Raw genomic sequence first — 25750 nt, 5'->3', positions numbered from 1 at the left:
TTTATATGCTATATATTTTATATAAACTGTTTTTGCGACTGACGGAAATAGGTGGGCTAAACCACCGGGAAACAAAAACAGATCAAATGCCGACCGTCTGGGCAGTGCCATATTAGTGGTGCTGCCCTTTTATTTTTTGGCAGCTGCTTTTGATGGCATAAGGAAATGTAAAAAAGGAGTTGGCAAAAATGAAAGAATGGAAGAGTTATAAAAAAGGCAGTTGGAGTGAAAAGATTGATGTAAGAGATTTTATTCAGAAAAACTATATTCCTTATAATGGAGACGAAAGTTTTTTAGCAGAACCTACACCAAGGACCCTTCGTATGAGGGAGCGTTTTGATGAGCTCCTTCGCAGGGAACAGCAAAAAGGTGGTGTATATGCAATTGATACTAAAACGGTAATAACGCCGACTGCTTTTAAAGCTGGTTATATATGCAGGGAAGATGAGGTTATAGTGGGACTCCAGACAGATGAGCCTCTGAAACGGGCATGCAATCCTTTTGGAGGAATGCGTATGGTGCACAATGCCTGCGACGAGTATGGAGAAAAAGTATCTGAGAAGATAGAAATGCAGTTCAGCCAGCATAAGACACATAATGATGCTGTGTTTGATGCTTATACGAAAGATATTCTTGCAGCACGAAAAGCGGGTATTATTACAGGACTTCCCGATGCATATGGCCGTGGACGCATCATAGGGATTATAGAAGAGTTGCTTTATATGGAATAGATTTCCTGATAAATATGAAAAAGTCTGATAAAGAAGAACTGGAACAAGAAAGCGTTACAGCAGAGAATATTCGGGTTTTAGAGGAACTGGCTGATCAGATAAAAGCTTTAAAAGATATGGAAACTATGGCAATGGAATACGGATATGATATTTCACGTCCTGCAGAATCTGCCAAAGAAGCTGTACAATGGTTATACTTCGCATATCTTGCAGCCATAAAAGAACAAAACGGCGCTGCCATGAGCCTTGGAAGGGTGTCTACCTTCCTGGATATATATTTTGAGAGAGATTTAAAAGAAGGAACTCTTTCGGAAGAAGAAGCACAGGAGATCATGGATGATTTTGTAATGAAATTAAGAGCCGCAAGACATCTGCGAACACCTGAATATAATGAACTGTTTGGTGGAGATCCTATGTGGATAACAGAAGCAGTAGGAGGAATGGGTGAAGATGGCAGGCATATGGTCACAAAAACCTGTTACCGTATGTTACATACTTTATATAATCTTAAACCAAGTGCAGAGCCTAATTTGACCGTATTATGGTCAAAAGAGCTTCCAAAGAACTGGAAGAATTACGTTGCCAGGGTATCCATAGAAACCGATGCACTACAGTATGAAAATGATGACATCATGAGACCAGTATATGGAGACGATTATGCCATCGCCTGCTGCGTATCTGCTATGAGAGTAGGGAAAGACATGCAGTTTTTCGGGGCCCGGGCAAATCTGGCTAAACTAATGCTTTACGCTGTAAATGGCGGTGCAGATGAACTGAAGAAGATTCAGGTAGCTCCCAAGATGCCTGTCTGGGAAGAGGAATACCTGGATTATGACCGTCTGCTGGAGAGAATGGATTTTTACAGAACATGGCTGGCTAAAACTTATGTTGATGCTTTGAATATTATCCATGTTATGCATGACAGATATGCATATGAAAAAAGCCAGATGGCGTTGCACGATAGTGAAGTCCGACGACTGATGGCCTTTGGAATAGCAGGCATGAGCTGCCTGGCGGATTCTCTTTCCGCCGTAAAATATGCAAAGGTCAAGTGTGTAAGAGATGAAGAAAGCGGATTAATAACAGATTTCATCGTGGAGGGGGAATTCCCCATGTTTGGGAATGATGACGACAGAGTCGATATAATCGCCTATGAACAGGTGGAAAAATTCTATAAATCTTTGCGTGAGTACTCTTTATACAGAGATGCAGTACACACTTTATCCATTTTAACCATTACTTCAAATGTCATGTATGGAAAGAAAACCGGAAATACTCCTGATGGAAGGCGAATGGGGGAACCCCTTGCCCCAGGGGCTAATCCTATGAGTGGCCGTGAGAAAAATGGTGCTCTGGCCAGCCTGAATTCTGTGGCAAAGCTATCTTATGATGTGTGCAGGGATGGAATTTCAAACACTTTTACTATTGTGCCTGATGCCCTGGGCAAAACAAGCGAGCAGCGAATCAGTAATTTAACAGATCTGATGACAGGATATTTTTCACAGGGAGCCCATCATCTGAATGTTAATGTACTGAACAGGGAAGTGCTCATGGATGCTTATGTACACCCTGAACAGTATCCTAATCTTACAATCCGGGTTTCAGGGTATGCAGTTAATTTCTATAAGTTATCCAAAGAACAGCAGAGGGAAGTCATTGCACGTACATTCCATATGGCTGTTTAAATAAATAGGAACTTTCAAAGGGGCTGTTGCAAAAATGACTGATATTTTGCAGCAGCCTTTTTTGCTAATTAGGATGATTAGACAGCCAAACTGAGATCACCGAATTATTAATAGGAGAAGAATAACCTAAATATGGTCTATTGTTTTTAACAAATATCAATTTGCTGTGATTTTATGACTAAAGATTTTAATTTAACGAAGTGCCACAACACAATTATAAGAATAAGTTTTTTGCTCTTATAATTATAAAAAAACAAAATCTACGGTAGCATTTTTGGCAAATGCTACCGTATTTTATGAAAGTTGAAACTTTATGGTAGACATTTCAATAAAAAAGCTAACAAAGTGTCAAAACTTAAGGATAAATTTGCAAAAACCTACCGGAATTTAATTAAAAATGAAATTCATGGTAGCAACAACAGAATAAAAGATTTCATGTGCACCCTCTTAAGAAATAAGTCAATTTATTATTTTTCCTTTTTTTGGAGATAATCTTAAAAGTTAACTTGAAATATAAAATAGCTAGGGGTATAATATTTATGCAAATGCAACTCGTTTGCAAAATACAAAGGACTGAATTTTTGAAGTACAGGAATTTAATTAAGGGGAATAGGATGAAAATAAGAAAAAGTTTAAAATTTATTTCATGCTTCATAATTGTTGCATGTTTAATGGCATTTACTGGTTGTAATACCGGTCAGAAGGACAATGCAGATAAATCAGAAGGACAGGCCGTGAAACCATCAAAACCTATTGTGGCAGTAACCATTGTTCCGGAAAAAACTTTTGTTGAGGCCGTTTGCGGAGATTTGGCAGAAGTTATTACTATGGTTCCTCCGGGAAGCAGTCCTGAAAATTATGAACCAGTACCACAGGAAAAGGAAAAATTCTCTAAAGCAAGTGTTTATTTTACAATAGGTGTACCAACAGAAGCGGCGAATATATTACCAAGTGCCGGAAATCTAAATATTGTTCATCTGGAAGACAAAGTTTCAAAAGTTTATCCTGACAGGACTTTTGAGTCAGGGGAACGGGATCCACATATCTGGCTTTCCCCCAAAAGAGCCAAGGTTATGGTAATGGCCATTGCAGAAGAAATGGGAAGACTGGACAAAGGAAATAAAGATATTTACAAAGCCAATGCAGATAACTATATAAAGCAGCTGGACAATCTGGATAAGGAAATATCTGATTCCCTGAAGGCCGTAAAGAACAGGAAATTTATCGTGTATCATCCTGCATTTGGTTACATTGCAGAAGATTATGGGTTGCAGATGTATGCCTTAGAAGAAGAGGGAAAGGAATCTACCATACAGCATTTAAAAGAAATGATAGATCTTGCTAAAAAAGAAAATATTAAAGTTATTTTTTATCAGGAAGAAATAGACAGCAGCCAGTCAGAGGCTTTCGCAGAGGAGATAGGTGGAAAAACCATGAAATTGCAACCTTTATCAGGAGATTATATTAATAATCTAAAAAAAATGGCACAAACAATGGCGGAGGTAATGCAGTGAATAAGATTGCTGTCAAAATAGAAAATGTAACTGTGTATTATGGGCAGACACTGGCAGTTTCAGGAGTCAGTCTGGATATCCCTGAAGGAGAATATGTAGGGATAATAGGTCCAAATGGAGGAGGAAAGACTACTCTCCTAAAAGCTATTTTAGGACTAATACCTGTTCACAGCGGTAAAATTGAGATTTTCGATAAAAAGCTTACCAGAAATAGAAAACTAATGGGCTATGTGCCCCAGCTTGCTTCAATGGATAAGCGGTTCCCTATTTCGGTACTGGAAGTGGTATTGACAGGGAGATTAAATCAGGGACTATCTCCTTTTTTAAGTTCCGATCCGAGGACAGGGAAAAGGCATATGAGGCCTTGGAAAGGGTTGGTATAGAGCATCTTGCGGACAGACAGATTTCTGCTCTTTCAGGAGGCGAGTTCCAAAGAATGCTTATTGCCAGAGCTCTGGCGGTGAATCCTAAGATTCTGATTCTGGATGAGCCCACAGCCAGTGTTGATGTAAGTTCAAGAGATCAGATATACAGACTTCTTGAAGAATTAAACAAAGAAATGACTATCATTCTGGTCAGTCATGATTTGCTGGCAGTATCCTCACAGGTAAGCAAACTGGTTTGTCTGAATGAGGAATTAATTTATTATGGAAAACCTGAACTTACAGAAAAAGTTTCTACAAATCTTTATGGATGCCCTGTGGAACTGACTGGGGAGGCAGATTCCGTAAAGACAGCCTGCAACGTGAGGAGGTAAAGTAAGTTGATACATGCAATTGCAGAATATGAATTTTTACAAAATGCTATCTGTGCAGGAATTTTGTCCAGTATAGTCTGCGGTATTATTGGGGTGGTTATTGTAGAAAAAAAACTGGTGATGATGAGTGGAGGAATCGCCCACACTTCTTATGGAGGAGTGGGACTTGGTTATCTTCTGGGTTTTGAACCAATTCTGGGAGCCTTTGCTTTTTCAGTAGGAGCAGCATTAGGAATAGGTCTGATTAAGAGAAAAGGGGGAGCCCGTTCGGATGTTGTCATCGCCTTATTCTGGTCTCTGGGAATGGCTCTGGGAATTCTGTTTATTTCACTGATGAAAGGGTATCCACCAGATTTGACTTCTTATCTTTTCGGGAATATTTTGTCGGTAACCAAGTCGGATCTTTATTTAATGCTGGGACTGACTGTTGCTGTAGTTTTTATTATTATTGCCTTATTCAATGACTGGAAGGCCTATCTTTTTGATGAAGAATTTGCTTCAATTATTGGGATAAGAACTGCTTTGCTGGAATATCTGCTGCTGATTCTTGTGGCAATGACTGTTGTGGTACTTATACGTGTTGTAGGCATTATCCTTGTGCTGTCTCTGCTGACGGCACCGGCTGCCGTATCAGAAAATTTTTCGGATAAATTAAAGAACAGAATGGTGTATGCAATTATTTTTGGAAATATTTTCTGCTTTGCTGGTTTGTGGATATCTTATGCTACAAATATGGCATCTGGGGCAGCTATAGTAATCCTATCGGTTTTATGCTATCTTTTATGTTATGGAGTGCGCTATATGCATAAAAAGATTCAGGATGGAAGACTGGAGAGCATTTAAACTATAGCATAACAAGAATGAGGGGAAATATGGAAAAAGATAAAATAGATGAGAATATATTAAAGGAAAGCGGCTTGAAAAACACAAAGCACAGGACTACTATTCTGGAGTTCTTAAGGGATGCCAGCCAGCCAGTTAGTGCAGAGCAGATATACTGTGATCTGAAAGAAAAAAATGTGTCCATTAATATATCCACCGTATACAGGACGTTGGAGACTTTAATTGATAAAGAACTGATTTTGAAGCATAGTGTTACAAATGAAAATAAGGCTTTATTTGAATATAATAACAGAGTTCATAAGCATTACCTTGTGTGCATGGGCTGCAAAAAAATTACTTCCATAGAAAACTGCCCCCTGCACGATTATGAAAAGGTACTTGAGAATAACACGGGTTTTAGAATAACAGGACATAAACTGGACGTGTATGGGTATTGTCCAGAATGCCAGCGAAAAGGCATTGGAAAGCAGAATATAGAAGATTAATTCTTATGTGTTAATAAATGAGGTTCTTTCAAATACAGAACAGGAGGTTGTACTTTGGAAAAAGGATATATTCAGGTATATACGGGAAATGGAAAAGGAAAGACCACGGCTGCGTTCGGACTGGCTTTAAGAGCAGCCATGTCGGGAAAAAAAGTTTACATAGGACAATTTATCAAGGGTATGGCTTATGAAGAAACAAAATGTACGGAATTGATTCCGGAAATTAAAATTGAACAATATGGAACTGGCTGCCTTGTTGGAAGAAACCCGGATGAAGATGATAGAAAAAGGGCAAAGGCAGGTTTGGACTGTTGCCAGAAAGCACTTTCAAGTGGGGAATATGATGTTGTGGTAATGGACGAAATTACTATTGCTCTTTATTTCCATTTGCTTTCGGAAGAAGAAATTATTTCAGTAGTTCAATCTAAACATGATAAGACTGAGGTGGTTCTCACTGGAAGATATGCTACGGAAAAAATTATAGATATGGCTGATCTGGTAAGTGAAATAAAAGAAATTAAGCATTATTACAGTCAGGGCGTTATGTCACGAAAGGGAATAGACTGTTAAAAAAATACAGAATAGCAAGCATCTGGTTTAATTATGTGATAATGTCACAGATATTAAAATTTATATTGATATACTTAGTAAAGAAATAACAATATAGGATTAATTAAACCGGAGGAACTAATGTTAAAAAACTTTCAGAAATTATGGAAAAAATATTCGTTTATACTATTGCTTATTTTTATATTCTTAAGCTTATTTGATTTTAGATTTGCTGTTGCAGCAGGTGTCTGCATGGCAGCCCCTGTTATTCTTGCCATATTTAAAGGCAGGTACTGGTGTGGCAATATCTGCCCCAGAGGTAGTTTCTATGATCATGTGGTTTCCAGATTCAGTAATAAAAGGAAAGTGCCTGAATTTTTTAAGTCTTACATTTTCCGGGCGTTCATTTTAACAGCCATGATGACCATGTTTACACTGGGAGTCAGAGATAATTGGGGAGACCTTTATGGCATCGGTTTTGTTTTCTACAGAATGATTGTTATAACCACAGTTATAGGTATCACATTTTCACTATTTTATAATCACAGGACCTGGTGTCATTTCTGTCCTATGGGAACGCTGGCATCACTTATATCGGTCCTCAGAAAAAATAAAAAGGTACTACATGTATCTGACGACTGTGTATCCTGTAAAATCTGTGAAAAACAATGTTCATTAGGAATCATTCCTTATAAATATAAAGGCAGTGCAATAAACCATGCAGATTGCATCCAGTGTGGAAAGTGCGTAATCTCATGTCCGAAAAAGTCAATTAGCTATTAGGATTTTGTAAAAGAAAACAAAGAAGGGACTCTTGAAAAGAGCCCCTTCTTATGCTATATAATTAATTTATCTGATTTCCGCTTATTGTAGTTTACAATCTGTGCTGTAGTAATGGCCAGCCTTGAAGGGGGTTAGGTGCAGGTTTGCAGATATGGAAACCCTGTAAGTAGTCAACACCAATATCTGTTAAGGCAAACATATCTTCTGTTTTTTCAATACCTTCTGCAATGACAGATATTTTCCTCTGGTGAGCAAAGGTAACAATACTTTCCACCAGTTTATATCTGTTTTTGTCCCGTGAAAGGTTCTGGGTTATGGAAATATCCATTTTTAAATATTTTGGTGAAAGGGTGCTAAAGGCTTCTTCATCATAGGAGTCTGTACCATAATCGCCTATAGCAATTTCTCCTCCCCAGAGTCGGACAAAATCCAGCTTAGCTTTGGTGTAATCGATATTTGTGTGACCATTGTCATGAACTTTAACTACAACTTGTTTCAGAAGATGACAGAAATTCCTTTCGATACTGCTCAAATCCTGGCTGTTAAGAATCTGGTCAGAAATGGAGTTAATAAATAGTTTGGTGGAAGGCTTGGCGTTTAATGCTTCAAAAGCAGTCAGTGCTTCATTCCATGTGAGTCTTTCTATTTCATAAAGCTCAACTCTGGATTTGGCCAGCTCAAATAATTGCCTAGGATTTTTAATGGAGGGATGCTTAGATCGGATAAAAGCCTCATAAGCATGAATCTCCCCGGTTTTAGCACTGATAATGGGCTGAAACGTATACTCAAACATTTTATTCTTTATAAACTCTCCCAGATAATCAGACATGCCTACCAGATAAGAAGCCTTTTCATAATCGCTGAGTACAAAATCTGCAAAAGCTCCTTTGGTGGACTTCTTTACAGAGTACATGGCAAAGTCTGCATATTTAATGAGCTGGGTATAGGAGGCAGAGTCTTCTGGATACCAGGAGATACCTATGGAAGCGCTTAAATGAGTAGTGGTTCCATCAGGCATATTAAAAGTTTTATTGTTGATAGCAATATTTAGCCTTATTATTTCTGCTCTCAGTTCATCTTTTGATTCATATCCAAACATAAATATAGCAAACTCGTCACCGCCAAATCTTGAAAGAATCGTATTGGGTCTGCAGGTTAAATTCATTACATTCGCCATGGAACGGATGTATTCGTCTCCATAATCATGTCCGCAGTTATCATTGATAAATTTTAGATTATCCAAATCAATGGAAAGCATTGCAGCAATTTTCAATTCCCTGGAATTAGAAAAGGATTTCTGTACATTTGCATAAAATGCTCTTCGGTTTAACAGGCTTGTAAGAATATCATAATCCCGCTCAAATTCCATTTTTGTGTTTTTAAGCATTTCCTCAGTGATGTCCTCGATCAGACCCAGTTCCTTATTGTCCCCCTGTATAGTGGTAATCCTGATCCATTTTGAAGAATTATTATCACGCTCCAGGTGAAATACATTGCTGTTTCCTGTTGAATGGTTAGGAATCAGATAACGTTGAAATCTGGACATTTTGGCTTTGAATACATTGGCAGGAATAAACCCTGTCTGGTAAAGGGTTGTGTCCGTTTCTTCTAAAATAGAAAAGAGATTTCTGGTAATATAAACCTCTCCGGCATCTTCATATACCTGATAAATGGCCATGGCCCTGCCCGCCACATCTAATACATCAGATATTTTGGATACCGTATCGGTTGTAGTTGAGCTGAGTCGCTCAATGGTTGCGGCAAGCATATCCAGTTCCCTGATATTTGTTTTCTGTAAAGAAATAGGATGGACAGAATCACTTTTATTGATTGTAAGTATCATTTTCTTTAGAGGAGATGTAAGTATTTTAGTAATAGTCACGGCCATAATAATACCTACAGCTATAGAGGCAGCTGCAGCCAGCATATTATTTATGTTCATGAAACACATAAAAACGGCTGCTTCGCCTATAATAAGAAGAAACAGAAAAAAAGATATTTTTACTGCAATAGTGCGAAAATCCAGACAGACTGATTGTTTGTTTTGTTTGACATTTTTTTTAACCATAACAAAATACCTTATTAATGTAATTTATTTTAAAATAGCGTTTACTAATATTAAATTATAATTATAACACATATATCGGCTCAAAATAATAATTAATTAAAATAAATTAACATAAATAGTTTGACATTGGAAGAATTTAAAAATATAATAATATGATTGTGTATCGCATTTTGCGATTAATTACGAAATGAGGAAATAAATGGAAAACTTAAATTTTAAAGAATTAAACTTGTCGGATGCTATGAAAAAAGCATTGGACTTTATGGGATTTGAAGAAGCAACTCCAATACAGTCAAAGGCAATTCCGGTAGTCATGGAAGGACATGATGTGATTGGGCAGGCACAGACTGGTACGGGAAAGACTTGTGCTTTTGGAATCCCAGCAGTGGAAATGATTGACACGAAACATCAGGGAGTCCAGGTACTTGTTTTATGCCCCACCAGAGAACTGGCAATTCAGGTATCGGAAGAATTCAGAAGTCTTTGCAAGTATAAAAAAGGTATTAAATCTTTAGCGATATATGGGGGACAGTCTATTGAAAGACAAATCATAGCTCTGAAAGGCAGACCACAGATTATTATTGGTACACCTGGAAGAATCATGGACCACATGAGAAGGCATACCTTGAAATTTCAGAATCTGAAGATGGCTGTACTGGATGAAGCGGATGAAATGCTTAATATGGGTTTCAGAGAGGATATAGATACCATTTTTGCGGAGCTGCCAGCGGAAAGGCAGACCATGCTTTTTTCGGCAACCATGCCAAAAGGAATTCTGGAAATCGCAAATTTGTATATGAATAATCCGGAGCATGTGGTGACTTTACAGAAAGAAGTGACCATTGATACAATAGAGCAGTATTATATTGAGGTAAGAGAAAGTTCAAAACTGGAACTGCTGTGCAGGCTGATAGATGCTAAAAATGTAAAACTGGGCATTGTTTTCTGCAATACAAAATGGAAAGTAGATGAACTTTGTACCTCCCTTCAGGCCAGAGGATACTCATCAGAAGCATTACATGGCGACATGAAACAGCGTGAACGTGACCGGGTAATGAATAAGTTCAGAAAAGGGCAGGTTGAACTGCTGATTGCCACAGACGTTGCAGCAAGGGGCATTGATGTAAATGATGTAGAGGCTGTATTCAACTATGATATACCAAGTGATTCAGAATATTATGTTCATCGAATAGGAAGAACAGGGAGAGCCGGAAAGAAGGGGGTTTCTTACTCTTTTGTATTTGGTAGAGATATTTATAAACTTAAGGATATAGAAAGATATACAAAGTCAAGAATAACAAGAACAAAACCTCCTACTATTTCAAGTATTGAGTCCATGAAGCTTCAGTCTGCCACAGAAGAAGTGATGGCAGCGCTGTCAGCCGGAGGATATTCTAAATATACAGAAGCCATTGAAAGAATTCTTGAAGAGTCCGATGATATAACTACTCTGGATATTGCAGCTGCATTGTTTAAAATGAAATTCAGCGATTTAGACAGTAGAAATTATGAAGAGTCTGAACTGGACAATGATTTTACTCTGAATAAACGGGATAAATTTAATGATTTAATAAAAAACAAAGGCGGAAGCCGTCAGAAAAGCAGAAATGGATATAATTCTGACAGAAACCGTGGCAGAGACAGGAGACGTGATTCTGCCAGAGGCAAAGATGGAGCAGGAAGAGATAACAGAAGCAAATCTTACAATAAAAATAAATAAGCAATAAAAATAAGGGAGAATTTAATTCTCCCTTTCTTGTTCTTCTTCATTTTCATCTAACAAATCTATGCCTAAATCATTTTTCAGGATTCCACCAAAAGTTATGGACTGACCTCCAAATTTACTGCGAATCGCATCCATGGTTTTATCTAAACTTGTACTTTTTTCCCGGATTTCTTTATTTTTTGAAAAAAAACTAAGCTGCTCAGATTCATTTTCATTCACCAGACCTATTCCCGTTACCGTTAAGAGCCGAATGGGACTGCCAAGAGTCCAGGAAGCTTTTAGAAGTGCATAGGCAGAGCTATATATTTCTTCCGTAATGTTTGTTGGGGATTCTAGTTGTTTCTGCCTTGAAATAGTTTTAAAGTAAGGATCTTTAATATCTATTTTGATTCCGGAAGCTTTCATCTGATAGGCACGTAAGCGACTGGAAACGGTGTCAGATAGTGCTTTTAATGCAGTCTGTATATCACCAGTTGTCGCAAGATTCCGTCTGAAAGTGATACCATTTCCAACTGATTTAATTTTTTGCTTTTCATAAGAATGGGCAACGGGACTTTCGTCAAGACCGTTGGCATAATCATAAAGCATACCACCCTGCTTTCCTAGGAGGCCCTGCAATACATATTTATTGGTACAAGCCAGGTCACCGATAGTTAAGATTCCTGTTCGTTTTAATTTTGCAGCCGTTGCAGAACCAACAAAGAACATTTCTGAAATATCCATAGGCCAGAGCAACTCTTTAAAATTATCCCGGGTTATTAAAGTAGTGGCATCCGGTTTTTTGTAATCACTGCCCATTTTTGCAAAAATCTTATTATATGAAACACCCGCAGACAGTGTCAGCCCTAATTCTCGTTTTACGGTTTCACGAATCAGGTCAGCAATCTGAACGCCACTCCCAAAAAGCTTCAGACTTCCCGAAACATCCAGCCAGGATTCATCGATGCTAAAAGGCTCAACCATATCTGTATATCGGTAATATACAGCATTAATCAGTTGAGAATATTTTTTGTATTTATCATGATGGGGACGGACCAGCTGCAGGTCAGGGCATTTTTTTTTGGCAGACCAAATGGTTTCTGCAGTTACAACCCCATATTTTTTAGCCAGTTCATTTTTAGCCAGAATGATGCCATGTCTGCTGTCCGGATTCCCGCTTACCGCCATAGGGACATTTTTTAAATCTGGTCTTGCAAGCAATTCCACTGATGCAAAAAAACCATTCATATCACAATGAATAATGGTTCTGTCCATAGTTCCCTCCTTTGCATAAACGTCTAATTGCATTTTATACTAGAAAAATTTAAATTTCTAGTGTATAATTGATAAGTTAAACGGTCCATTGAAAAGTAAACCCAAAGTTTATTATATTAGGGAGATGTAAAGGGGGATTCTTAATGAAAAATGTTATGGTTTGCGTTACCCAGCAAAAAACCTGCGAACGATTAATCAAGTATGGACATGAATTTCTCGGACATGATGATGGTGAGCTATTTATTATCCATGTAGCACATTACCAGTTCAAGTTCTTGGGCAATAATCAGGAGGGCGAAGCTTTAGAGTATTTATATGAAAAGGCTTTGGAATATGGCGCAAATTTAACGGTGGTCAGGTCTAATCACGTTTTAGATACTTTAGTGGATCTGGTAGATAAGAATGACATTTCTTATGTTGTTCTTGGCGAATCAGGAGAGGCAAAAACGGAAGATAATTTAGTCAGCTCATTTAGTGAAAAGATTAAAGACAAGGCCGAATTAATTGTAGTACCAGCACAATAGATATGGAGCATGAAATGGTACAGGGAATGGAGGTAGTAATTAGTGAGAATTTTAACAATTATTTCAGGGATAATGATGATACTGACAGGGCTTTGGTGCGTAGCTAATCAGGGGGTAGCTTTTGCAGCACTGGCTTTTGTTTTAGGCATTGCCATGCTTATAAATGGTATTATCGTAGCAGGGGCATTTATAAAAATGAAAAAAAGGCCCGAAGGCATGGGATGGGTTTTGTCTGATGCCCTGGTGGGAATAATTTTAGGTTGTATAGTACTGTCTAATCAATTAGTAACAGACTTAATCATAGTGATGTTTTTCGGTATGTGGATGCTGTTTTCGGGATCAAACCGGATTGTGGGATCAATGACTTTGAAAAAACAGGAAAATAAGTCCTGGGGATGGACTATGGGCTTAGGTGTAATTAGCACTATAGCTGGAATTTTTTCTTTCCTGAATGCTAGTTTTGTAGGGATAGCATTAGGAATTTTAATAGGGGTCTTTTTCCTGATTCAGGGAATAAATATATTGACATTTGGTATTTCTATGCCCCATGTTAAAAGACATCATCATCTTTTACATAGCGACAGAGAAAAGGAGACACAAAATTAGAAATGAACTTAGCAAAAACGTATGCATCAGAATTAAGAACAGAATTTGCGGGATACAATGGTAAAAGATTTGTAAAGGATTTGATGTCAGGTATGACAGTTGCTGCGGTAGCACTGCCTCTTGCCATTGCTTTTGGGGTCGGATCCGGAGCTACTGCAGCAGCAGGTCTTGTTACAGCAATAATAGGTGGTATGATTATAGGAGCACTTTCGGGTGCTTCTTTCCAAATTTCAGGGCCGACTGGAGCCATGACGGCTATATTGGTTACCCTGTCTGCTAAATATGGAATGCAGGGCATTTTAATAGCATGCTTTCTGGCAGGATTTATGTTAGTGATTGCAGGAATCCTGAAACTTGGCAGAATGATTTACTTTATTCCATCATCAGTAATAACTGGGTTTACTTCAGGAATCGCTGTGATAATTGCATTAGGTCAGTTAGATAACTTTTTTCATGTTACTTCCAGTGGAGATCTGGCAATAACAAAATTTTTCTCCTATTTCACTAAGGGGTTTAACCCTGACCCGTATACTGCGGCAATAGGTATTATGGTTATAATTATTATGCTTATATGGCCCAGGAAATGGAATGAGAAAGTTCCATCCTCCCTGGCCTCTCTTATCTTTGTACTAGTATTTAATTATTTTGCAAAGTTTGATGTAGCAGTGGTAGGAGAAATTCCCAAAACACTATTTTTACAGGACAGACTGACTTTTGAAACATTAAAATCTGTTGAACTCTGGGACTTCTTTATTCCCGCATTATCTATTGCAGCCCTGGCTATGATTGAAAGTCTCCTTTGCGGGGCATCGGCAGGCAAAATGAAGCACGAAAAGCTGAACGGGGATGTAGAACTAATGGCACAAGGGGTTGGGAATATGGTGATTCCGCTGTTTGGAGGCGTGCCAGCAACTGCCGCCATAGCTAGAACCAGTGTGGCGATTAAGGCTGGTTGTGAAACCAGAGTGACAAGCATTATGCATTCAGTTGTTTTACTGCTTTCTATGTTTATTCTGGCACCAGTGATGTCAGCCATTCCCCTTTCTGCACTGTCAGGGGTGCTTATTGTAACTGCTTGGCGGATGAACGACTGGGAAAACATACATTACATATTTTCACATAAATTTAAATCTGGTATGGCAAAATTCTTTATTACCATGGGAGCTACTGTTGTTCTTGACTTAACACAGGCCATTATTATCGGGGTAGCTTTTTCTGCAGTATTGATTGTAGTCAGACTAACCGATATTGATGTAACTATTAGTGAAATTGACCAGGAGAAATTAGAACATATCGGTATAAACATACCAAGAATATCCGATAAAATCAGCGTGGCTTATTTAACGGGAACCATTTTCTTTGCAGTAGTGGATAAGCTTATAACGCAGCTGTCAGAGCTTGAAAATACCAAAGTACTTATCCTTTCCATGAGAGGTGTACCTGTTATTGATCTATCTGGCGTTCAGGGAATGATAGAACTGATAAATATATTACATGAACAGGGGACAGAAGTAATGTTTACCAGTGTCCAGCCGAAAGTACTTATAGAGATGCAGCGGGGGGTATTATAGATATGGTAGGCCAAGAGAATGTGTTCAGTAGTGCAGAGCATGCAATCATTATGGCACACTCCCATTTATAAAGCATATTAAAACTCTAGGCATAACCTAGAGTTTTTCAGTAAGAATTATTTGGCATATAATGTGATAAAAGTTACATCTGGCGGCGCCATAAAACGAAATGGAAGTTTGGTCATACCTACGCCAGAAGTTACGTAAAGTTTTGTGTTGTTATGGTTCTTAAATTCAAATAGACCTTTTAAATATTTTTCGCCATAAGGGGGAAGAAACTCTGCTGTATAGCCGGGGATATTAATCTGACCCCCATGAGTATGGCCCGATATCATCAGATTGACATTATAATCCAAAATCTGGTCTGCAACATCAGGTTCGTGGCACAGGACTATATTATAATAGTCCTTCCTGCCCCAGCTGGCTATAGAAGGAGTACCGCCACCTATAAGGATGTCATCTATTCCAATGATTGCCAGATTCAAGTTGTCGAGAGCGTAATAGTCACCGGCAAGGACGGTAAAACCGCCTTTTTTCATAATGCCTTCATACTCCCATTCAGCACCACCGCCATAATCATGATTTCCATATACAGCAAATTTTCCTGAAGGTGCTTTAATTCTTGAAAGGCAGGTGGCTATCTCATCCGTGTTGCCGTTGTATAAATTGTAGTTGTCAATCAGATCACCGGCAAAAAAAACCATATCTGGAGACTGTTTATTAATAGCAGATATGACTTTTTTAAAATCTTTTACTGTGTACCAATCATTAAAATGAGTATCAGAAAAAACAGCAATTTTTAATTTATTCTTTTGATCGTCTATTTTTAATCCGGGAGCTTCCAGAGATATTTCTACGGATTTTAACTGAAAGGGCTCGATATATCTGGCATATCCAAAAGCCCCAATAACTAATATTATAAAAAGTATAAAAAGTTTAAAAACGGTTTTTATAAATTTAATCATTATAAAAGACTCCTTAACTGATTTATCTGTTCATGCCTGCTGTAAAGAGCCTAATAATAATAACATGAAAACTAATAGATGGCAAAAGGTTTTTATTTGTGGTAAAATAAAAAAGTTATGATATAAAATACGAGGTGTAGATTTATGGGTAGCAATCAAAAAAGTACAAAATCATTATATGATATTTTCTATGATATATGCGTTATTGGAGGCGGTGCCTCTGGTCTGGCAGCAGCAATCAGCATTGTGGAAAAAACCCCCACGCTGAGAGTGTGTATAATAGAAAAAAAAGAAGATATTGGTAAAAAAATCCTTGCTACAGGAAATGGTAGATGTAATATTACCAACATTTCCTGCGAAAGTTTTGATGTTGTAAAAAATTTCTTAAATAACAGCGGAATTCTGATTAAAGAGGAAGAAGATGGCCGGATGTATCCTCAAAGTGGACAGGCGGCTGCAGTTGTGGAGTTATTAAAATGGAAAGCTAAAAAGCTGAACATTACTACTTTTACCAACTGCCAGGTATTAAGTGTAATCAGCATCGTAAGGAATGAAGCAAAGGAATTTAATATAAATATTGACTGCGCAGGTGAGAAGGTTTTTATACCATGTAAAAAAGTGATTATTGCCTGCGGGGGTAAATCTGCCCCTCAGTTCGGAACAACTGGTGATGGATACGGGATAGCCAAATCATTTGGACATACCCTTTCAAAACTACATCCAGTTCTTATGCCAGTTAAGTGTGATGGAATAAAAAAATCTTTAAAGGGTATAAGAGTGAAAGGCAAAGTTACGCTATTAAAAAATGAAAAGCCTGTTGCGGAAGAGATGGGAGAAGTACAGTTTACAGAGGATGGACTATCTGGTATATGTATTTTTAATCTGAGCCGGTATATAAGGTTAGAAGAGAATGAAAGTGTTCTTTTAAATGACGCTTTTAGAAATTACAGTATAGAGATTGATTTTTTACCACAAATGGAAGAGGATGAAGTCATTGAGTTCTTAAAGGAAAGAAGATTTTTAATGGCAGGAGTACCTGCGCACATGTATCTGGCTTCTGTGATAAATATGAAACTTGGGGAACAGATAATAGACGATGTACTGGAAGATAAAAACAGTACTATAGGGAATATAACTTATGAAGGCATAGAAGAGATTGCTATGCTGTTAAAGAGCAGCAGATATACTGTTACGGGCGCAAAAGGCTGGAAAGAAGCACAGTGCACAGGAGGTGGTATCCCCCTGGATGAAATAAATACAGAGACCATGGAATCTACCCTGGCAGAAGGCATTTATTTTGCTGGTGAAATCCTGGATTATGATGGCCCTTGCGGTGGGTACAACCTGCATCATGCATGGCTTACAGGGATAAAAGCAGGAAGAGGTGCAGCAGATTCCCTCTCGCATAATCAGGTGATAGGAGAGTAAATGTATAGAATCAGTCAGATTAAATTAAATTTGGACGAAAATAAATCAATGATTCCCAAAAAAATATCAAAAAAAATTGGCAGGGATAATATTGTTGTAACTGATTATAAAATAATAAGAGAGTCAATAGATGCAAGAGATAAAAAAAATATCAAATTGGTTTATACTGTTGATTTTTCTGTAAATGAAGATATATCAAAACTGGCTTCAAAATTAAAAATAACAGAAGCCCCGGATGATCAATATAAGTTTGTACCTTATGGAACTAAAAAAATAAAAAACAGACCAGTTATTGCTGGTTTTGGCCCTTGTGGAATGTTTGCTGCTCTGATATTGTCAGAGGTGGGTTTTAATCCTTTGATTCTGGAAAGAGGAAACTGTATTGAACAACGGGTCAAAGATGTAGAAAAGTTCTGGCAGGAAGGCATTTTAAATGAAGAATCCAATGTCCAGTTTGGGGAAGGTGGTGCCGGAACTTTTTCTGACGGAAAACTCACTACACAGATAAAAGACTACAGAATTTATAAAGTACTCCAGGAACTGACTGACGCAGGCAGCAATGAAGAAATATTATATAAGCAAAAACCCCATATAGGCACAGATATACTTCGTCAGGTGGTTATTAACATCAGGAAAAAGATTATTGAAAATGGCGGAGAAATTCGGTTTGCATCCAGATTAACGGATATCCGAATTTCAGATGAAGCTGTTCAGGCCGTGCAAATAAATGGCAGTGAATGGATAGAAACTGAGAATCTAATTTTGGCTGTTGGACACAGTGCAAGGGATACTTTTAGAATGTTAAATCACAAAGGTGTTTCTATGACTCAAAAGCCATTTTCTATAGGTGTCCGAATTGAACATTTACAAAGAATGATAGATCAGGCACAATATGGTAAAGCTGAAACCGGTCTGGGTGCAGCGGATTATAAATTATCACACAGATGCCAGAATGGCAGAGGAGTATATACCTTTTGTATGTGCCCGGGAGGTGAAGTAATTGTAGCTTCTTCTCAGACTGGAGGAGTGGTTACTAATGGCATGAGTTATCATGCAAGAAATAGTAAATATGCAAACAGTGCACTTTTGGTAGATGTAAAAACATCAGACTTTGGCTCAGAAGATCCATTGGCTGGTGTGGAATTTCAGGAAAAATATGAAAAAAGAGCGTTTATTGAAGGTGGAAGTAATTATTTTGCACCAAAATCTTTGTGGAAAGAATTTTCAGAAGCGACCAGTAATGGCAACAAAGTAAGAAATTGTCTTCCTGATTTTGCTGTGAAAGCTATGCTTGAAGCTATGCCTTTTTTAGGACAAAAATTAAAAGGGTTCGATTCACCAGATTCAATATTAACAGCTGTTGAGACCAGAAGCTCTTCGCCTGTAAGGATTATAAGAGATGAAAATCTGGAAAGTAATTTTAAAGGACTATATCCTGCAGGAGAAGGTGCTGGATATGCAGGAGGTATAACTTCTGCGGCAGTAGATGGAATAAAGATTGCAGAAAAGATTGCAACGAAATACAGTCCCAAATAAGAAAACAGAAAAACATAAGCTTGAGAGGAGAATGATTAACTTGAAAAAGATTCTAGCAGTATTAGTATTACTTGCAATGATTTTTGGAACTACAGAAGCAGCTTTCGCTGAGTCCGCTGCAGTCACATCTGGACAATACAGCTTAACGGACACAGGAACCTATGACTTTTTTACCAATTACGTAGATGGTTACAGTATGAATATTGACAAGGGTATGAATGTTGATATGCGATATTCCAGTGTTGGAACTATACTGGAGAATACGAATAAGAGAATAGAAATTTATAAACAATATGTGGGTAGCTCTGGAAAGTCTGGTTATATCAATTATTCCAATAAATTTCTAAGCAATACCAATGATCATGTTACTGATTATAATGGTGTACAGAACATCAACGGTCATAACGTGAACATTGTAGTATGGCATCGGAATAAATTGGCAAGGGTTGTAAATGATAAGAATTATTATATCTGTATGGATATACAACAGGGAGATTATTGCTATACCATATTTATGAAGGCAACAGATCCTATAGCAAACATGGGAGGATACACTTATTTAATTGAAAACTTCAGTACATTTGCTCCCACAAAACCTGCCTATATGCGTGTGGCACAGAAGACAGACCTTGAATATAGAAACTGGAATGATGAAACAAAAGCTTTTTATCAGAAGTATTTTAGTGATGAAGCAGATTTAACATGGGGAATATTTGAACCAGCTACTGCCGGCTTCGATTACTCAATGTTTGACTATTATCAGAACTATTATGATTATCAATTTCCAATTCTTTTAAACTACAGTGAATTTGATAATACTTATAAGCATCCGAATCTTAAGCAGAGGTTGGATACTGCCTATGACCACAATACAGTACTGGAACTTACTCTTCAGACAACATGGAAACAGGATGGAAACATGGTCTATGATGTACTGGATGGTCAGTATGACGAATTTTTAAAGGATTATGCACAGGTAGTAGCTGATTTTGGACATCCTGTAATGTTCAGGCTTGGTAATGAAATGAATGGGGACTGGTGCCCATATTCCAGCTATAACACATCAAGAGATACGACTATCTATAAAGAATTTTATAAATATGTTTACAGCTTTTTTGAAAAGGCAGGAGCCAGAAATGTAATCTGGATATGGAATCCAAACTGTGCTTCATTTCCGAACTTTAACTGGAATAATGAAATGATGTATTATCCTGGAGATAAATATGTAGACGTGGTGGGTATGACAGCATACAATACGGGTACATATTATGCTTCAACAGGAGAAAAGTGGCATGAATTTGATGAATTGTATGAAGGTCTTTATTATGATTATTGTGCAAAATTCCAGCAGCCTCTTATGATTACAGAGTTTTCCTGTGCTAGTATGGGAGGCGATAAAAATCAGTGGGTCATTAATATGTTTAATACAATAAAAAATTATGACCGTATAAAAGCTGCTGTATGGTGGGATGGATGCGACTGGGATGCAAATGGTAATGTGGCAAGATCTTATTTTATGGATGAGACACCAACATTATTAAATACTTTTAAAAAATATTTAAAGAGTTCATGGGATAAAGATGTTTATGCATAGAAAAATAAAAAATATTTAAATAGTGGGAAAAAATATGCAAAATAAAAATAAAAAAACAAATTCAAAAATTATACTATTTAAGGGGATTAGACTTTTGTTTATTCCCCTTTCACTACTTATGTTTTATTACACAGGAAAAGCCTGGGGAAATCCTGTTGGATTTGTTCTGGCTGTAGTTTTTGGAGGAAGTTTCTTCTATATTATAAATGGTGCGATAGTAGATTTTATTGGCGGTGAACTTAAAAATGGTGTAGAAGAACTTATCCGTAAAGTAACCAGCAGTCCGGTTCACATAGAGTTTGGAAAAGCCTGGGGAAGAATGAGCTTTCTTATATTCTTGCAAGAAGATAATGAGACAGTGACCAAAGTAATCTATCGTAAAGTAGTAGAAAAACTAAGAACTTCAGATTACTTCAGCAAAATTGAAATTGTAAGCATGGCAAATGTACCAGATTTAGAAAAAGAAACCATTAGAAAATTTAAAAACCTGATGCTGAAAAATGCTCTTGAAATAGCAAGAAGAAAAAGGAAGGAAAAGTAATATGTCAAAATGTATAACCAACGAAGTAGAATGCCCTGAATGTGGTAATAAGCAGAATTATGTAAGGTGGCAAAGTATTATTGCTGACATAGACCCTCAGTTAAAAGAAAAAGTTTTAAACGGTGAATTATTCGTATTTGATTGTAAAAAGTGCGGAAAGAAGTTTCCTATAACATATCCGTGTTTGTACCACGATATGGGAAAACATTTAATGGTTTATCTGACCAGTGATAAAGAATCTATAAATGAAATGAACAAGATTCTCTTTGATTCTCCAGAAACTTTTGAGATACAGGCAAGACAGGGATATATTTACAGAGCCGTAAGTACTGTAAATGAAATGGCAGAGAAAATCATGATACATGACATGAAACTGGATGACCGGGTAATTGAAATTATTAAAATGCTGATTTTGTTTAAGTCAGGAAATGAGGGTATGGACGTAGACAGTATAGCTGGTATGTTCTACTATCCGGCAAAAGATCATAAACATCAGATTGTGATTATGTTTGCTGACGGCAAACAAACCTTTATCCCAATTGAAGAAGAATTGATAAAAGAAACCATGACTAATCTGAAAGATAAAATAGAGCAAAATACAGAAGAAGGCTATCAGGCCATTAATGTTGAATGGGTAAGTAAAATATTGTCTTAATAACAGCAGATTGTTCGAAAGCTCGTACTGTTAATATTTGTAACATTATGATATAATGAAAATGTTGATAAAAATTATAAGTTCCTAATATGGAAGAGAGGTATGAAATGGGAGTATTAAAAGATTTAAAGCCTGAAATTGTATTCAGGTATTTTGAAGAATTGTGCAGTATTCCACATGGTTCAGGGTATATGGAACCGATAGCTGACTATTGCGTTGCTTTTGCAAAGGCACATAATCTGGAACATTACAGGGACAGCCTGAGTAATGTAATTATTATAAAAGAAGCCTCAAAGGGATATGAAAATTCTCCGGCTGTGATTATTCAGGGGCATTTAGATATGGTTTGTGAAAAAGCAGCAGATCGTAATATTGATTTTATGAAAGACGGACTTGAACTTGCCGTTGATGGGGATTCCCTTTATGCGGTAGGTACTACTCTTGGGGGAGATAACGGGATTGCCATAGCCATGGGCCTTGCAATTCTGGATGCAGATAACCTGGAACATCCTAGAATAGAAGCAATATTTACTGTTGATGAGGAAACTGGCCTATATGGGGCAGAAGCCATTGACGTTTCAATGCTTAAGGGCAAAAAATTAATTAATCTGGATTCTGAGGAAGAAGGCATTATTACAGTAAGCTGTGCCGGAGGAGTGACCGCAGAATGTACCCTTCCGGTTAACCGCGAAAAGGTAGAAGGTACAAAGCTTAAGATTGTATTATCTGGGTTGATTGGAGGACACTCCGGTTCAGAGATAGATAAAGAACGTGGAAATTCCAACTTACTGATGGGTCGATTGTTATACCGTTTAAATAAAGAAATGGATTTACATATAATTGATATTACAGGTGGCCAGGCAGACAATGCAATCCCAAGGGAAACTGTATTGAATCTGATTGTCGAAGATAAGGACCTGTCCAAAGTGGAAGGCCTGGTTAAAGAATATCAGGGTATCCTGAACAATGAATACAAAACCAGTGATCCTAATATGACCATTAAGGTTGAAGACCTTGGTAAAACCAATGCAGAAGTCTTAAATAAGGAATCTGTAAAAAAAGTGGTTTTAATGCTGCTTAATATGCCAAATGGAATTCAGGCTATGAGTGCAGATATAAAGGGACTTGTAGAAACATCCCTGAATCTGGGAATACTTAAAGTACTTGAAGATGGCATCCATATAATCTCTTCTGTCAGAAGTTCTGTAGAAAGTGCAAGAAATGCAGTTTGTGACAAACTGGTTGCTTTACTGGAATTTTTAGGCGGTAAAGTTGAATTTGCAGGGGCATACCCAGGATGGGAATTTAAAAAGGATTCTGAACTAAGGGAGACTGTAATCAGAGTTTATGAAAAACAGTATGGTAAGAAGCCAGCTATAGAAGCTATCCATGCAGGTCTTGAATGTGGATTTTTCTCTGAGAAAATTAAAGATGTAGACTGCGTTTCCATTGGACCGGATATGACAGGTGTACATACGGTTGAAGAAAGATTGAGCATTTCTTCAGTAGAGAGAACCTGGAAATTATTATTGGAGATATTGAAGGAAAGCAAATAATATTTATCGAGCACAGTTCACTGGTTTGGCTATAAAGTTAGGAGATGAAGCAAAGATGCAAAATGGTACAATCGTCTATTTATATGGAGACAGTTTGTATATTAATCTGACAAATAAGTGTCCCAACAGCTGTAATTTCTGTATTAGAAACTACACTGATAATTTAGGGGATGCTGATAATCTATGGCTAGAAAGAGAACCTTCAGCAGATGAAGTTCTATCCAGAATAAAAGAAGAGATTTGTGAGAAAAAGACAACCGTTGATGAAATAATCTTTTGTGGATATGGTGAGCCAACGGAAAGACTGGAAGAGATTATAGACATTTCCAGAGGAATAAAGGAGTTTACGGATAAGCCTATCCGGATAAACACCAATGGGATGGCAGATTTAATTCATAAAAAGAAAACAGCCCATCTGCTGGAAGGTGTAGTTGATGCAGTCTCAGTCAGCTTAAACGCTCCTACTGCCGAAAAGTATTGTGATTTGTGTCATCCTGAATTTGGAACGGAATCCTTTGATGCTATTTTAAAGTGGACAGAAGATATAAAAAAATATGTGCCAGATGTTAGAATGTCCGTGGTGGGTGTCATATCGGAAGAAGATATTCAGGAATGCAGAAAAATAGCAGAAAACCTTGGGGTGAAATTCAGGGTAAGGTAAATTAAGTACAGGAAAAATAAAGATAAAAAATGCTTACAAATTGTAAATTTGTAAGCATTTTTCATAAGTTTAATCAACCAGACTTTTCCCGGTCATTTCATCTGGTATGGTGATTCCCATCAGGTCAAGCATGGTAGGAGCAATATCTGCTAAAATACCTCCATCCTTTAACTTAACAGGTTCTTTGGAAATATGGACCAGCGGAACATCATTCAGTGAATGGGCTGTAACGATTTCCCCTTTTTCATTCAGCATGCAGTCAGCATTTCCATGATCTGCAGTGAGTAGTATTTGTCCACCTTTTGAAAGAATTGCGTCTGCAATCTGGGATACACATTGATCAATTGCTTCTATAGCTTTTTCTGCTGCTTCGAAAACTCCAGTATGTCCCACCATATCTGCATTGGCAAAATTCAAAATAATCACATCATATTTTTCCTTTTCAATTTGTTCAAGAACTGCTTCGGTTACCTTATAAGCACTCATTTCAGGCTGCAAATCATAAGTTGCAACAGAAGGTGACGGAATGAGTATACGGTCTTCATTTTTGTTAGGGGCTTCTACACCACCGTTAAAAAGAATGTCACGTGTGCATATTTCTCAGTTTCAGCAATTCTCAGCTGAGACAGATTTTGTTTGGCCAGATATTCTCCTAAAGTGTTTTTCAAAGATTGTGGAGGAAATGCCACGGATACGTTAGGCATTTCAGCATCATACTGGGTCATACAGACATAGTGCAGTTGTTTTATTATCTTTTTCCTTTCAAATCCGTCAAAGTCATCACTCACAAAAGCTCTGGTTATTTCCCTTGCTCGGTCAGGCCTGAAATTGAACATAATGATGGAATCCCTGTCACTTACCGTAGCTGGTGATTCACCTGCTCCAATAACTGTAGGCAGGACAAATTCATCATTCTGACCGTTGCTGTAAGCAAGCTCAATGGCTTCCACAGCTGTTTGGGACTTTACACCTTCCCCCAGTGTCATGGCATCATAGAATTTCACAACTCTTTCCCAACGTTTGTCTCTGTCCATTCCATAATACCTTCCGGCAACTACTGAAATCTTGCCCAGACCAATTTCCTTCATATAAGCTTCCAGTTGGCTGATATAATTCATTGCACATCTTGGAGGTACATCTCTGCCATCTAAAAGAGCATGGACATAAACTTTAGTTACTCCTTTTTGCTTTGCCATGTCCAGCAATGCAAAAAGATGCTGTATGTGGCTGTGAACTCCACCGTCAGAAACAAGTCCAAGCAAATGGAGTGCAGAATCGTTTTCCATAACACGCTCCATAGCATTATTCAGGACTTGATTTTTAAAAAAACTTCCTTCTTCAATTTCTTTCGTAATTTTAGTGAGCTCCTGGTAGACAATTCTTCCAGCGCCAATATTTAAGTGTCCCACTTCAGAATTCCCCATCTGACCAGCAGGAAGCCCTACGTCAAGGCCACAGGCTTTTAAAGTGGTATGGGGATAGGTATTAAATATTCTGTCTAAATTGGGCTTTGAAGCGGCAGCGATTGCATTGCCGTAGGAATTCTTATTTATTCCATAACCGTCTAAAATCATTAACATGGTTGGTTTTGCAAATGTATTCATTTCGTACCTCTTTTTATCGTTATATTATGATATATTTTATAAAAAACACTGTTTAAAAGACATTTGATATTAGTATAACAAAATTCACAAAGAAAACATATACACTATAGTAGT

The 25750-nt window shown here is 37.5% G+C and carries 22 protein-coding genes, 2 pseudogenes and 1 riboswitch; of the genes and pseudogenes, 20 read left to right on the top strand and 4 right to left on the bottom strand.

Annotation, left to right across the window (positions count from 1 at the left end; all coding sequences use genetic code 11):
- Window positions 1-24 precede the first annotated feature (24 nt).
- Window positions 25-110, top strand: a riboswitch (ZMP/ZTP riboswitch).
- A gap of 78 nt (window positions 111-188) precedes the next feature.
- The 9 genes and pseudogenes from Ami3637_RS18900 to Ami3637_RS02615 all read left to right on the top strand — a co-directional run.
- Window positions 189-1930: pseudogene (locus Ami3637_RS18900) on the top strand (pyruvate formate lyase family protein); the annotation flags it as partial.
- Window positions 1931-1981: 51 nt separating this feature from the next.
- Window positions 1982-2416, top strand: coding sequence for a glycine radical domain-containing protein (locus tag Ami3637_RS19040; RefSeq protein WP_330586905.1), 435 nt, complete (start codon window positions 1982-1984; stop codon window positions 2414-2416).
- A gap of 614 nt (window positions 2417-3030) precedes the next feature.
- On the top strand, window positions 3031-3930 hold the full coding sequence (locus Ami3637_RS02640) for a metal ABC transporter solute-binding protein, Zn/Mn family (RefSeq protein WP_243158083.1): 900 nt from the start codon (window positions 3031-3033) through the stop codon (window positions 3928-3930).
- Entirely contained in the window at window positions 3927-4313 is a 387-nt protein-coding gene (locus Ami3637_RS17800; protein WP_279286685.1) for a metal ABC transporter ATP-binding protein, read from the top strand. The genes Ami3637_RS02640 and Ami3637_RS17800 overlap by 4 nt, the downstream gene beginning before the upstream one ends.
- A complete protein-coding gene (locus Ami3637_RS17795; protein ID WP_279286684.1) occupies window positions 4295-4687 on the top strand; it encodes a metal ABC transporter ATP-binding protein in 393 nt (130 codons plus the stop codon). The genes Ami3637_RS17800 and Ami3637_RS17795 overlap by 19 nt, the downstream gene beginning before the upstream one ends.
- A gap of 6 nt (window positions 4688-4693) precedes the next feature.
- Window positions 4694-5530: a metal ABC transporter permease gene (locus Ami3637_RS02630; RefSeq protein WP_162361199.1), complete on the top strand. Its 837-nt coding sequence runs from the start codon at window positions 4694-4696 to the stop codon at window positions 5528-5530.
- Window positions 5531-5559: 29 nt separating this feature from the next.
- Window positions 5560-6015, top strand: coding sequence for a Fur family transcriptional regulator (locus Ami3637_RS02625; RefSeq protein ID WP_162361198.1), 456 nt, complete (start codon window positions 5560-5562; stop codon window positions 6013-6015).
- Window positions 6016-6069: 54 nt separating this feature from the next.
- Window positions 6070-6585 carry a cob(I)yrinic acid a,c-diamide adenosyltransferase gene (locus Ami3637_RS02620; protein ID WP_162361197.1) on the top strand — a complete coding sequence of 172 codons (516 nt, stop codon included), beginning with the start codon at window positions 6070-6072 and terminating at the stop codon, window positions 6583-6585.
- Between the two features lie 120 nt (window positions 6586-6705).
- Entirely contained in the window at window positions 6706-7347 is a 642-nt protein-coding gene (locus Ami3637_RS02615) for a 4Fe-4S binding protein (protein WP_162361196.1), read from the top strand.
- A 91-nt stretch (window positions 7348-7438) separates the two neighbouring features.
- On the opposite strand, the gene Ami3637_RS02610 is transcribed toward Ami3637_RS02615, so the two are convergent.
- Window positions 7439-9289, bottom strand: a complete 1851-nt coding sequence (locus tag Ami3637_RS02610; protein ID WP_162361195.1) for an EAL domain-containing protein — start codon at window positions 9287-9289, stop codon at window positions 7439-7441.
- Window positions 9290-9614: 325 nt separating this feature from the next.
- Between Ami3637_RS02610 and Ami3637_RS02605 the strand changes: the two genes are divergently transcribed.
- Complete coding sequence (locus Ami3637_RS02605; protein WP_162361194.1) at window positions 9615-11135, top strand: DEAD/DEAH box helicase; 1521 nt, start codon at window positions 9615-9617, stop codon at window positions 11133-11135.
- A 21-nt stretch (window positions 11136-11156) separates the two neighbouring features.
- On the opposite strand, the gene dinB is transcribed toward Ami3637_RS02605, so the two are convergent.
- On the bottom strand, window positions 11157-12395 hold the full coding sequence (gene dinB / locus Ami3637_RS02600) for a DNA polymerase IV (RefSeq protein ID WP_162361193.1): 1239 nt from the start codon (window positions 12393-12395) through the stop codon (window positions 11157-11159).
- Between the two features lie 155 nt (window positions 12396-12550).
- On the opposite strand from dinB, the gene Ami3637_RS02595 reads away from it, so the two are divergent.
- Genes Ami3637_RS02595 through Ami3637_RS02585 form a run of 3 tightly spaced genes read left to right on the top strand, consistent with a single transcriptional unit; the run spans window position 12551 to window position 15096 of the window.
- On the top strand, window positions 12551-12919 hold the full coding sequence (locus Ami3637_RS02595) for a universal stress protein (protein ID WP_162361192.1): 369 nt from the start codon (window positions 12551-12553) through the stop codon (window positions 12917-12919).
- Window positions 12920-12961: 42 nt separating this feature from the next.
- Complete coding sequence (locus Ami3637_RS02590; RefSeq protein ID WP_162361191.1) at window positions 12962-13525, top strand: HdeD family acid-resistance protein; 564 nt, start codon at window positions 12962-12964, stop codon at window positions 13523-13525.
- Between the two features lie 2 nt (window positions 13526-13527).
- On the top strand, window positions 13528-15096 hold the full coding sequence (locus tag Ami3637_RS02585; RefSeq protein ID WP_243158082.1) for a SulP family inorganic anion transporter: 1569 nt from the start codon (window positions 13528-13530) through the stop codon (window positions 15094-15096).
- 116 nt (window positions 15097-15212) lie between these two features.
- On the opposite strand, the gene Ami3637_RS02580 is transcribed toward Ami3637_RS02585, so the two are convergent.
- A complete protein-coding gene (locus tag Ami3637_RS02580) occupies window positions 15213-16061 on the bottom strand; it encodes a metallophosphoesterase (RefSeq protein ID WP_162361190.1) in 849 nt (282 codons plus the stop codon).
- Window positions 16062-16205: 144 nt separating this feature from the next.
- On the opposite strand from Ami3637_RS02580, the gene Ami3637_RS02575 reads away from it, so the two are divergent.
- The 7 genes from Ami3637_RS02575 (at window position 16206) to Ami3637_RS02545 (ending at window position 24032) form a co-directional block, all read left to right on the top strand.
- Window positions 16206-17489: an aminoacetone oxidase family FAD-binding enzyme gene (locus Ami3637_RS02575; RefSeq protein WP_162361189.1), complete on the top strand. Its 1284-nt coding sequence runs from the start codon at window positions 16206-16208 to the stop codon at window positions 17487-17489.
- Window positions 17490-19025, top strand: coding sequence for an NAD(P)/FAD-dependent oxidoreductase (locus Ami3637_RS02570; RefSeq protein WP_162361188.1), 1536 nt, complete (start codon window positions 17490-17492; stop codon window positions 19023-19025).
- 40 nt (window positions 19026-19065) lie between these two features.
- Window positions 19066-20619, top strand: coding sequence for a glycoside hydrolase family 26 protein (locus Ami3637_RS02565; protein ID WP_162361187.1), 1554 nt, complete (start codon window positions 19066-19068; stop codon window positions 20617-20619).
- A 118-nt stretch (window positions 20620-20737) separates the two neighbouring features.
- Window positions 20738-21160, top strand: coding sequence for a hypothetical protein (locus tag Ami3637_RS02560; protein WP_162361186.1), 423 nt, complete (start codon window positions 20738-20740; stop codon window positions 21158-21160).
- Between the two features lies 1 nt (window position 21161).
- Window positions 21162-21815 (top strand): CpXC domain-containing protein, encoded by a 654-nt coding sequence (locus Ami3637_RS02555; protein WP_162361185.1) that lies wholly within the window; start codon window positions 21162-21164, stop codon window positions 21813-21815.
- A 107-nt stretch (window positions 21816-21922) separates the two neighbouring features.
- Window positions 21923-23371, top strand: coding sequence for an aminoacyl-histidine dipeptidase (locus Ami3637_RS02550; protein WP_162361184.1), 1449 nt, complete (start codon window positions 21923-21925; stop codon window positions 23369-23371).
- Window positions 23372-23396: 25 nt separating this feature from the next.
- The gene (locus tag Ami3637_RS02545) at window positions 23397-24032 is read left to right on the top strand and encodes a TIGR04100 family radical SAM protein (RefSeq protein ID WP_243158081.1); all 636 of its coding nucleotides are present in this window, start codon (window positions 23397-23399) and stop codon (window positions 24030-24032) included.
- Between the two features lie 69 nt (window positions 24033-24101).
- Here Ami3637_RS02545 and gpmI read toward each other — a convergent pair.
- Window positions 24102-25636 (bottom strand): annotated as a pseudogene (gene gpmI / locus Ami3637_RS02540) (2,3-bisphosphoglycerate-independent phosphoglycerate mutase).
- Window positions 25637-25750: the final 114 nt, after the last annotated feature.

Origin of the sequence: Aminipila terrae (genome assembly GCF_010120715.1) — a bacterium.
In the GTDB taxonomy this organism is placed as follows: domain Bacteria; phylum Bacillota; class Clostridia; order Peptostreptococcales; family Anaerovoracaceae; genus Aminipila; species Aminipila terrae.
Note: the sequence above shows the minus strand (reverse complement) of the source record. Positions and strands in the feature narration are given on the sequence as shown.

Excerpts from the sequence above, each read along its gene's own strand:
- Ami3637_RS19040 (WP_330586905.1), top strand. The coding sequence starts at position 1,982 with ATGTATGGAAAGAAAACCGGAAATACTCCTGATGGAAGGCGAATGGGG.
- Ami3637_RS02640 (WP_243158083.1), top strand. The coding sequence starts at position 3,031 with ATGAAAATAAGAAAAAGTTTAAAATTTATTTCATGCTTCATAATTGTT.
- Ami3637_RS02625 (WP_162361198.1), top strand. The coding sequence starts at position 5,560 with ATGGAAAAAGATAAAATAGATGAGAATATATTAAAGGAAAGCGGCTTG.
- Ami3637_RS02615 (WP_162361196.1), top strand. The coding sequence starts at position 6,706 with ATGTTAAAAAACTTTCAGAAATTATGGAAAAAATATTCGTTTATACTA.
- Ami3637_RS02610 (WP_162361195.1), bottom strand. The coding sequence starts at position 9,289 with ATGAACATAAATAATATGCTGGCTGCAGCTGCCTCTATAGCTGTAGGT.
- Ami3637_RS02605 (WP_162361194.1), top strand. The coding sequence starts at position 9,615 with ATGGAAAACTTAAATTTTAAAGAATTAAACTTGTCGGATGCTATGAAA.
- dinB (WP_162361193.1), bottom strand. The coding sequence starts at position 12,395 with ATGGACAGAACCATTATTCATTGTGATATGAATGGTTTTTTTGCATCA.
- Ami3637_RS02595 (WP_162361192.1), top strand. The coding sequence starts at position 12,551 with ATGGTTTGCGTTACCCAGCAAAAAACCTGCGAACGATTAATCAAGTAT.
- Ami3637_RS02585 (WP_243158082.1), top strand. The coding sequence starts at position 13,528 with ATGAACTTAGCAAAAACGTATGCATCAGAATTAAGAACAGAATTTGCG.
- Ami3637_RS02580 (WP_162361190.1), bottom strand. The coding sequence starts at position 16,061 with ATGATTAAATTTATAAAAACCGTTTTTAAACTTTTTATACTTTTTATA.
- Ami3637_RS02575 (WP_162361189.1), top strand. The coding sequence starts at position 16,206 with ATGGGTAGCAATCAAAAAAGTACAAAATCATTATATGATATTTTCTAT.
- Ami3637_RS02570 (WP_162361188.1), top strand. The coding sequence starts at position 17,490 with ATGTATAGAATCAGTCAGATTAAATTAAATTTGGACGAAAATAAATCA.
- Ami3637_RS02560 (WP_162361186.1), top strand. The coding sequence starts at position 20,738 with ATGTTTTATTACACAGGAAAAGCCTGGGGAAATCCTGTTGGATTTGTT.
- Ami3637_RS02555 (WP_162361185.1), top strand. The coding sequence starts at position 21,162 with ATGTCAAAATGTATAACCAACGAAGTAGAATGCCCTGAATGTGGTAAT.
- Ami3637_RS02550 (WP_162361184.1), top strand. The coding sequence starts at position 21,923 with ATGGGAGTATTAAAAGATTTAAAGCCTGAAATTGTATTCAGGTATTTT.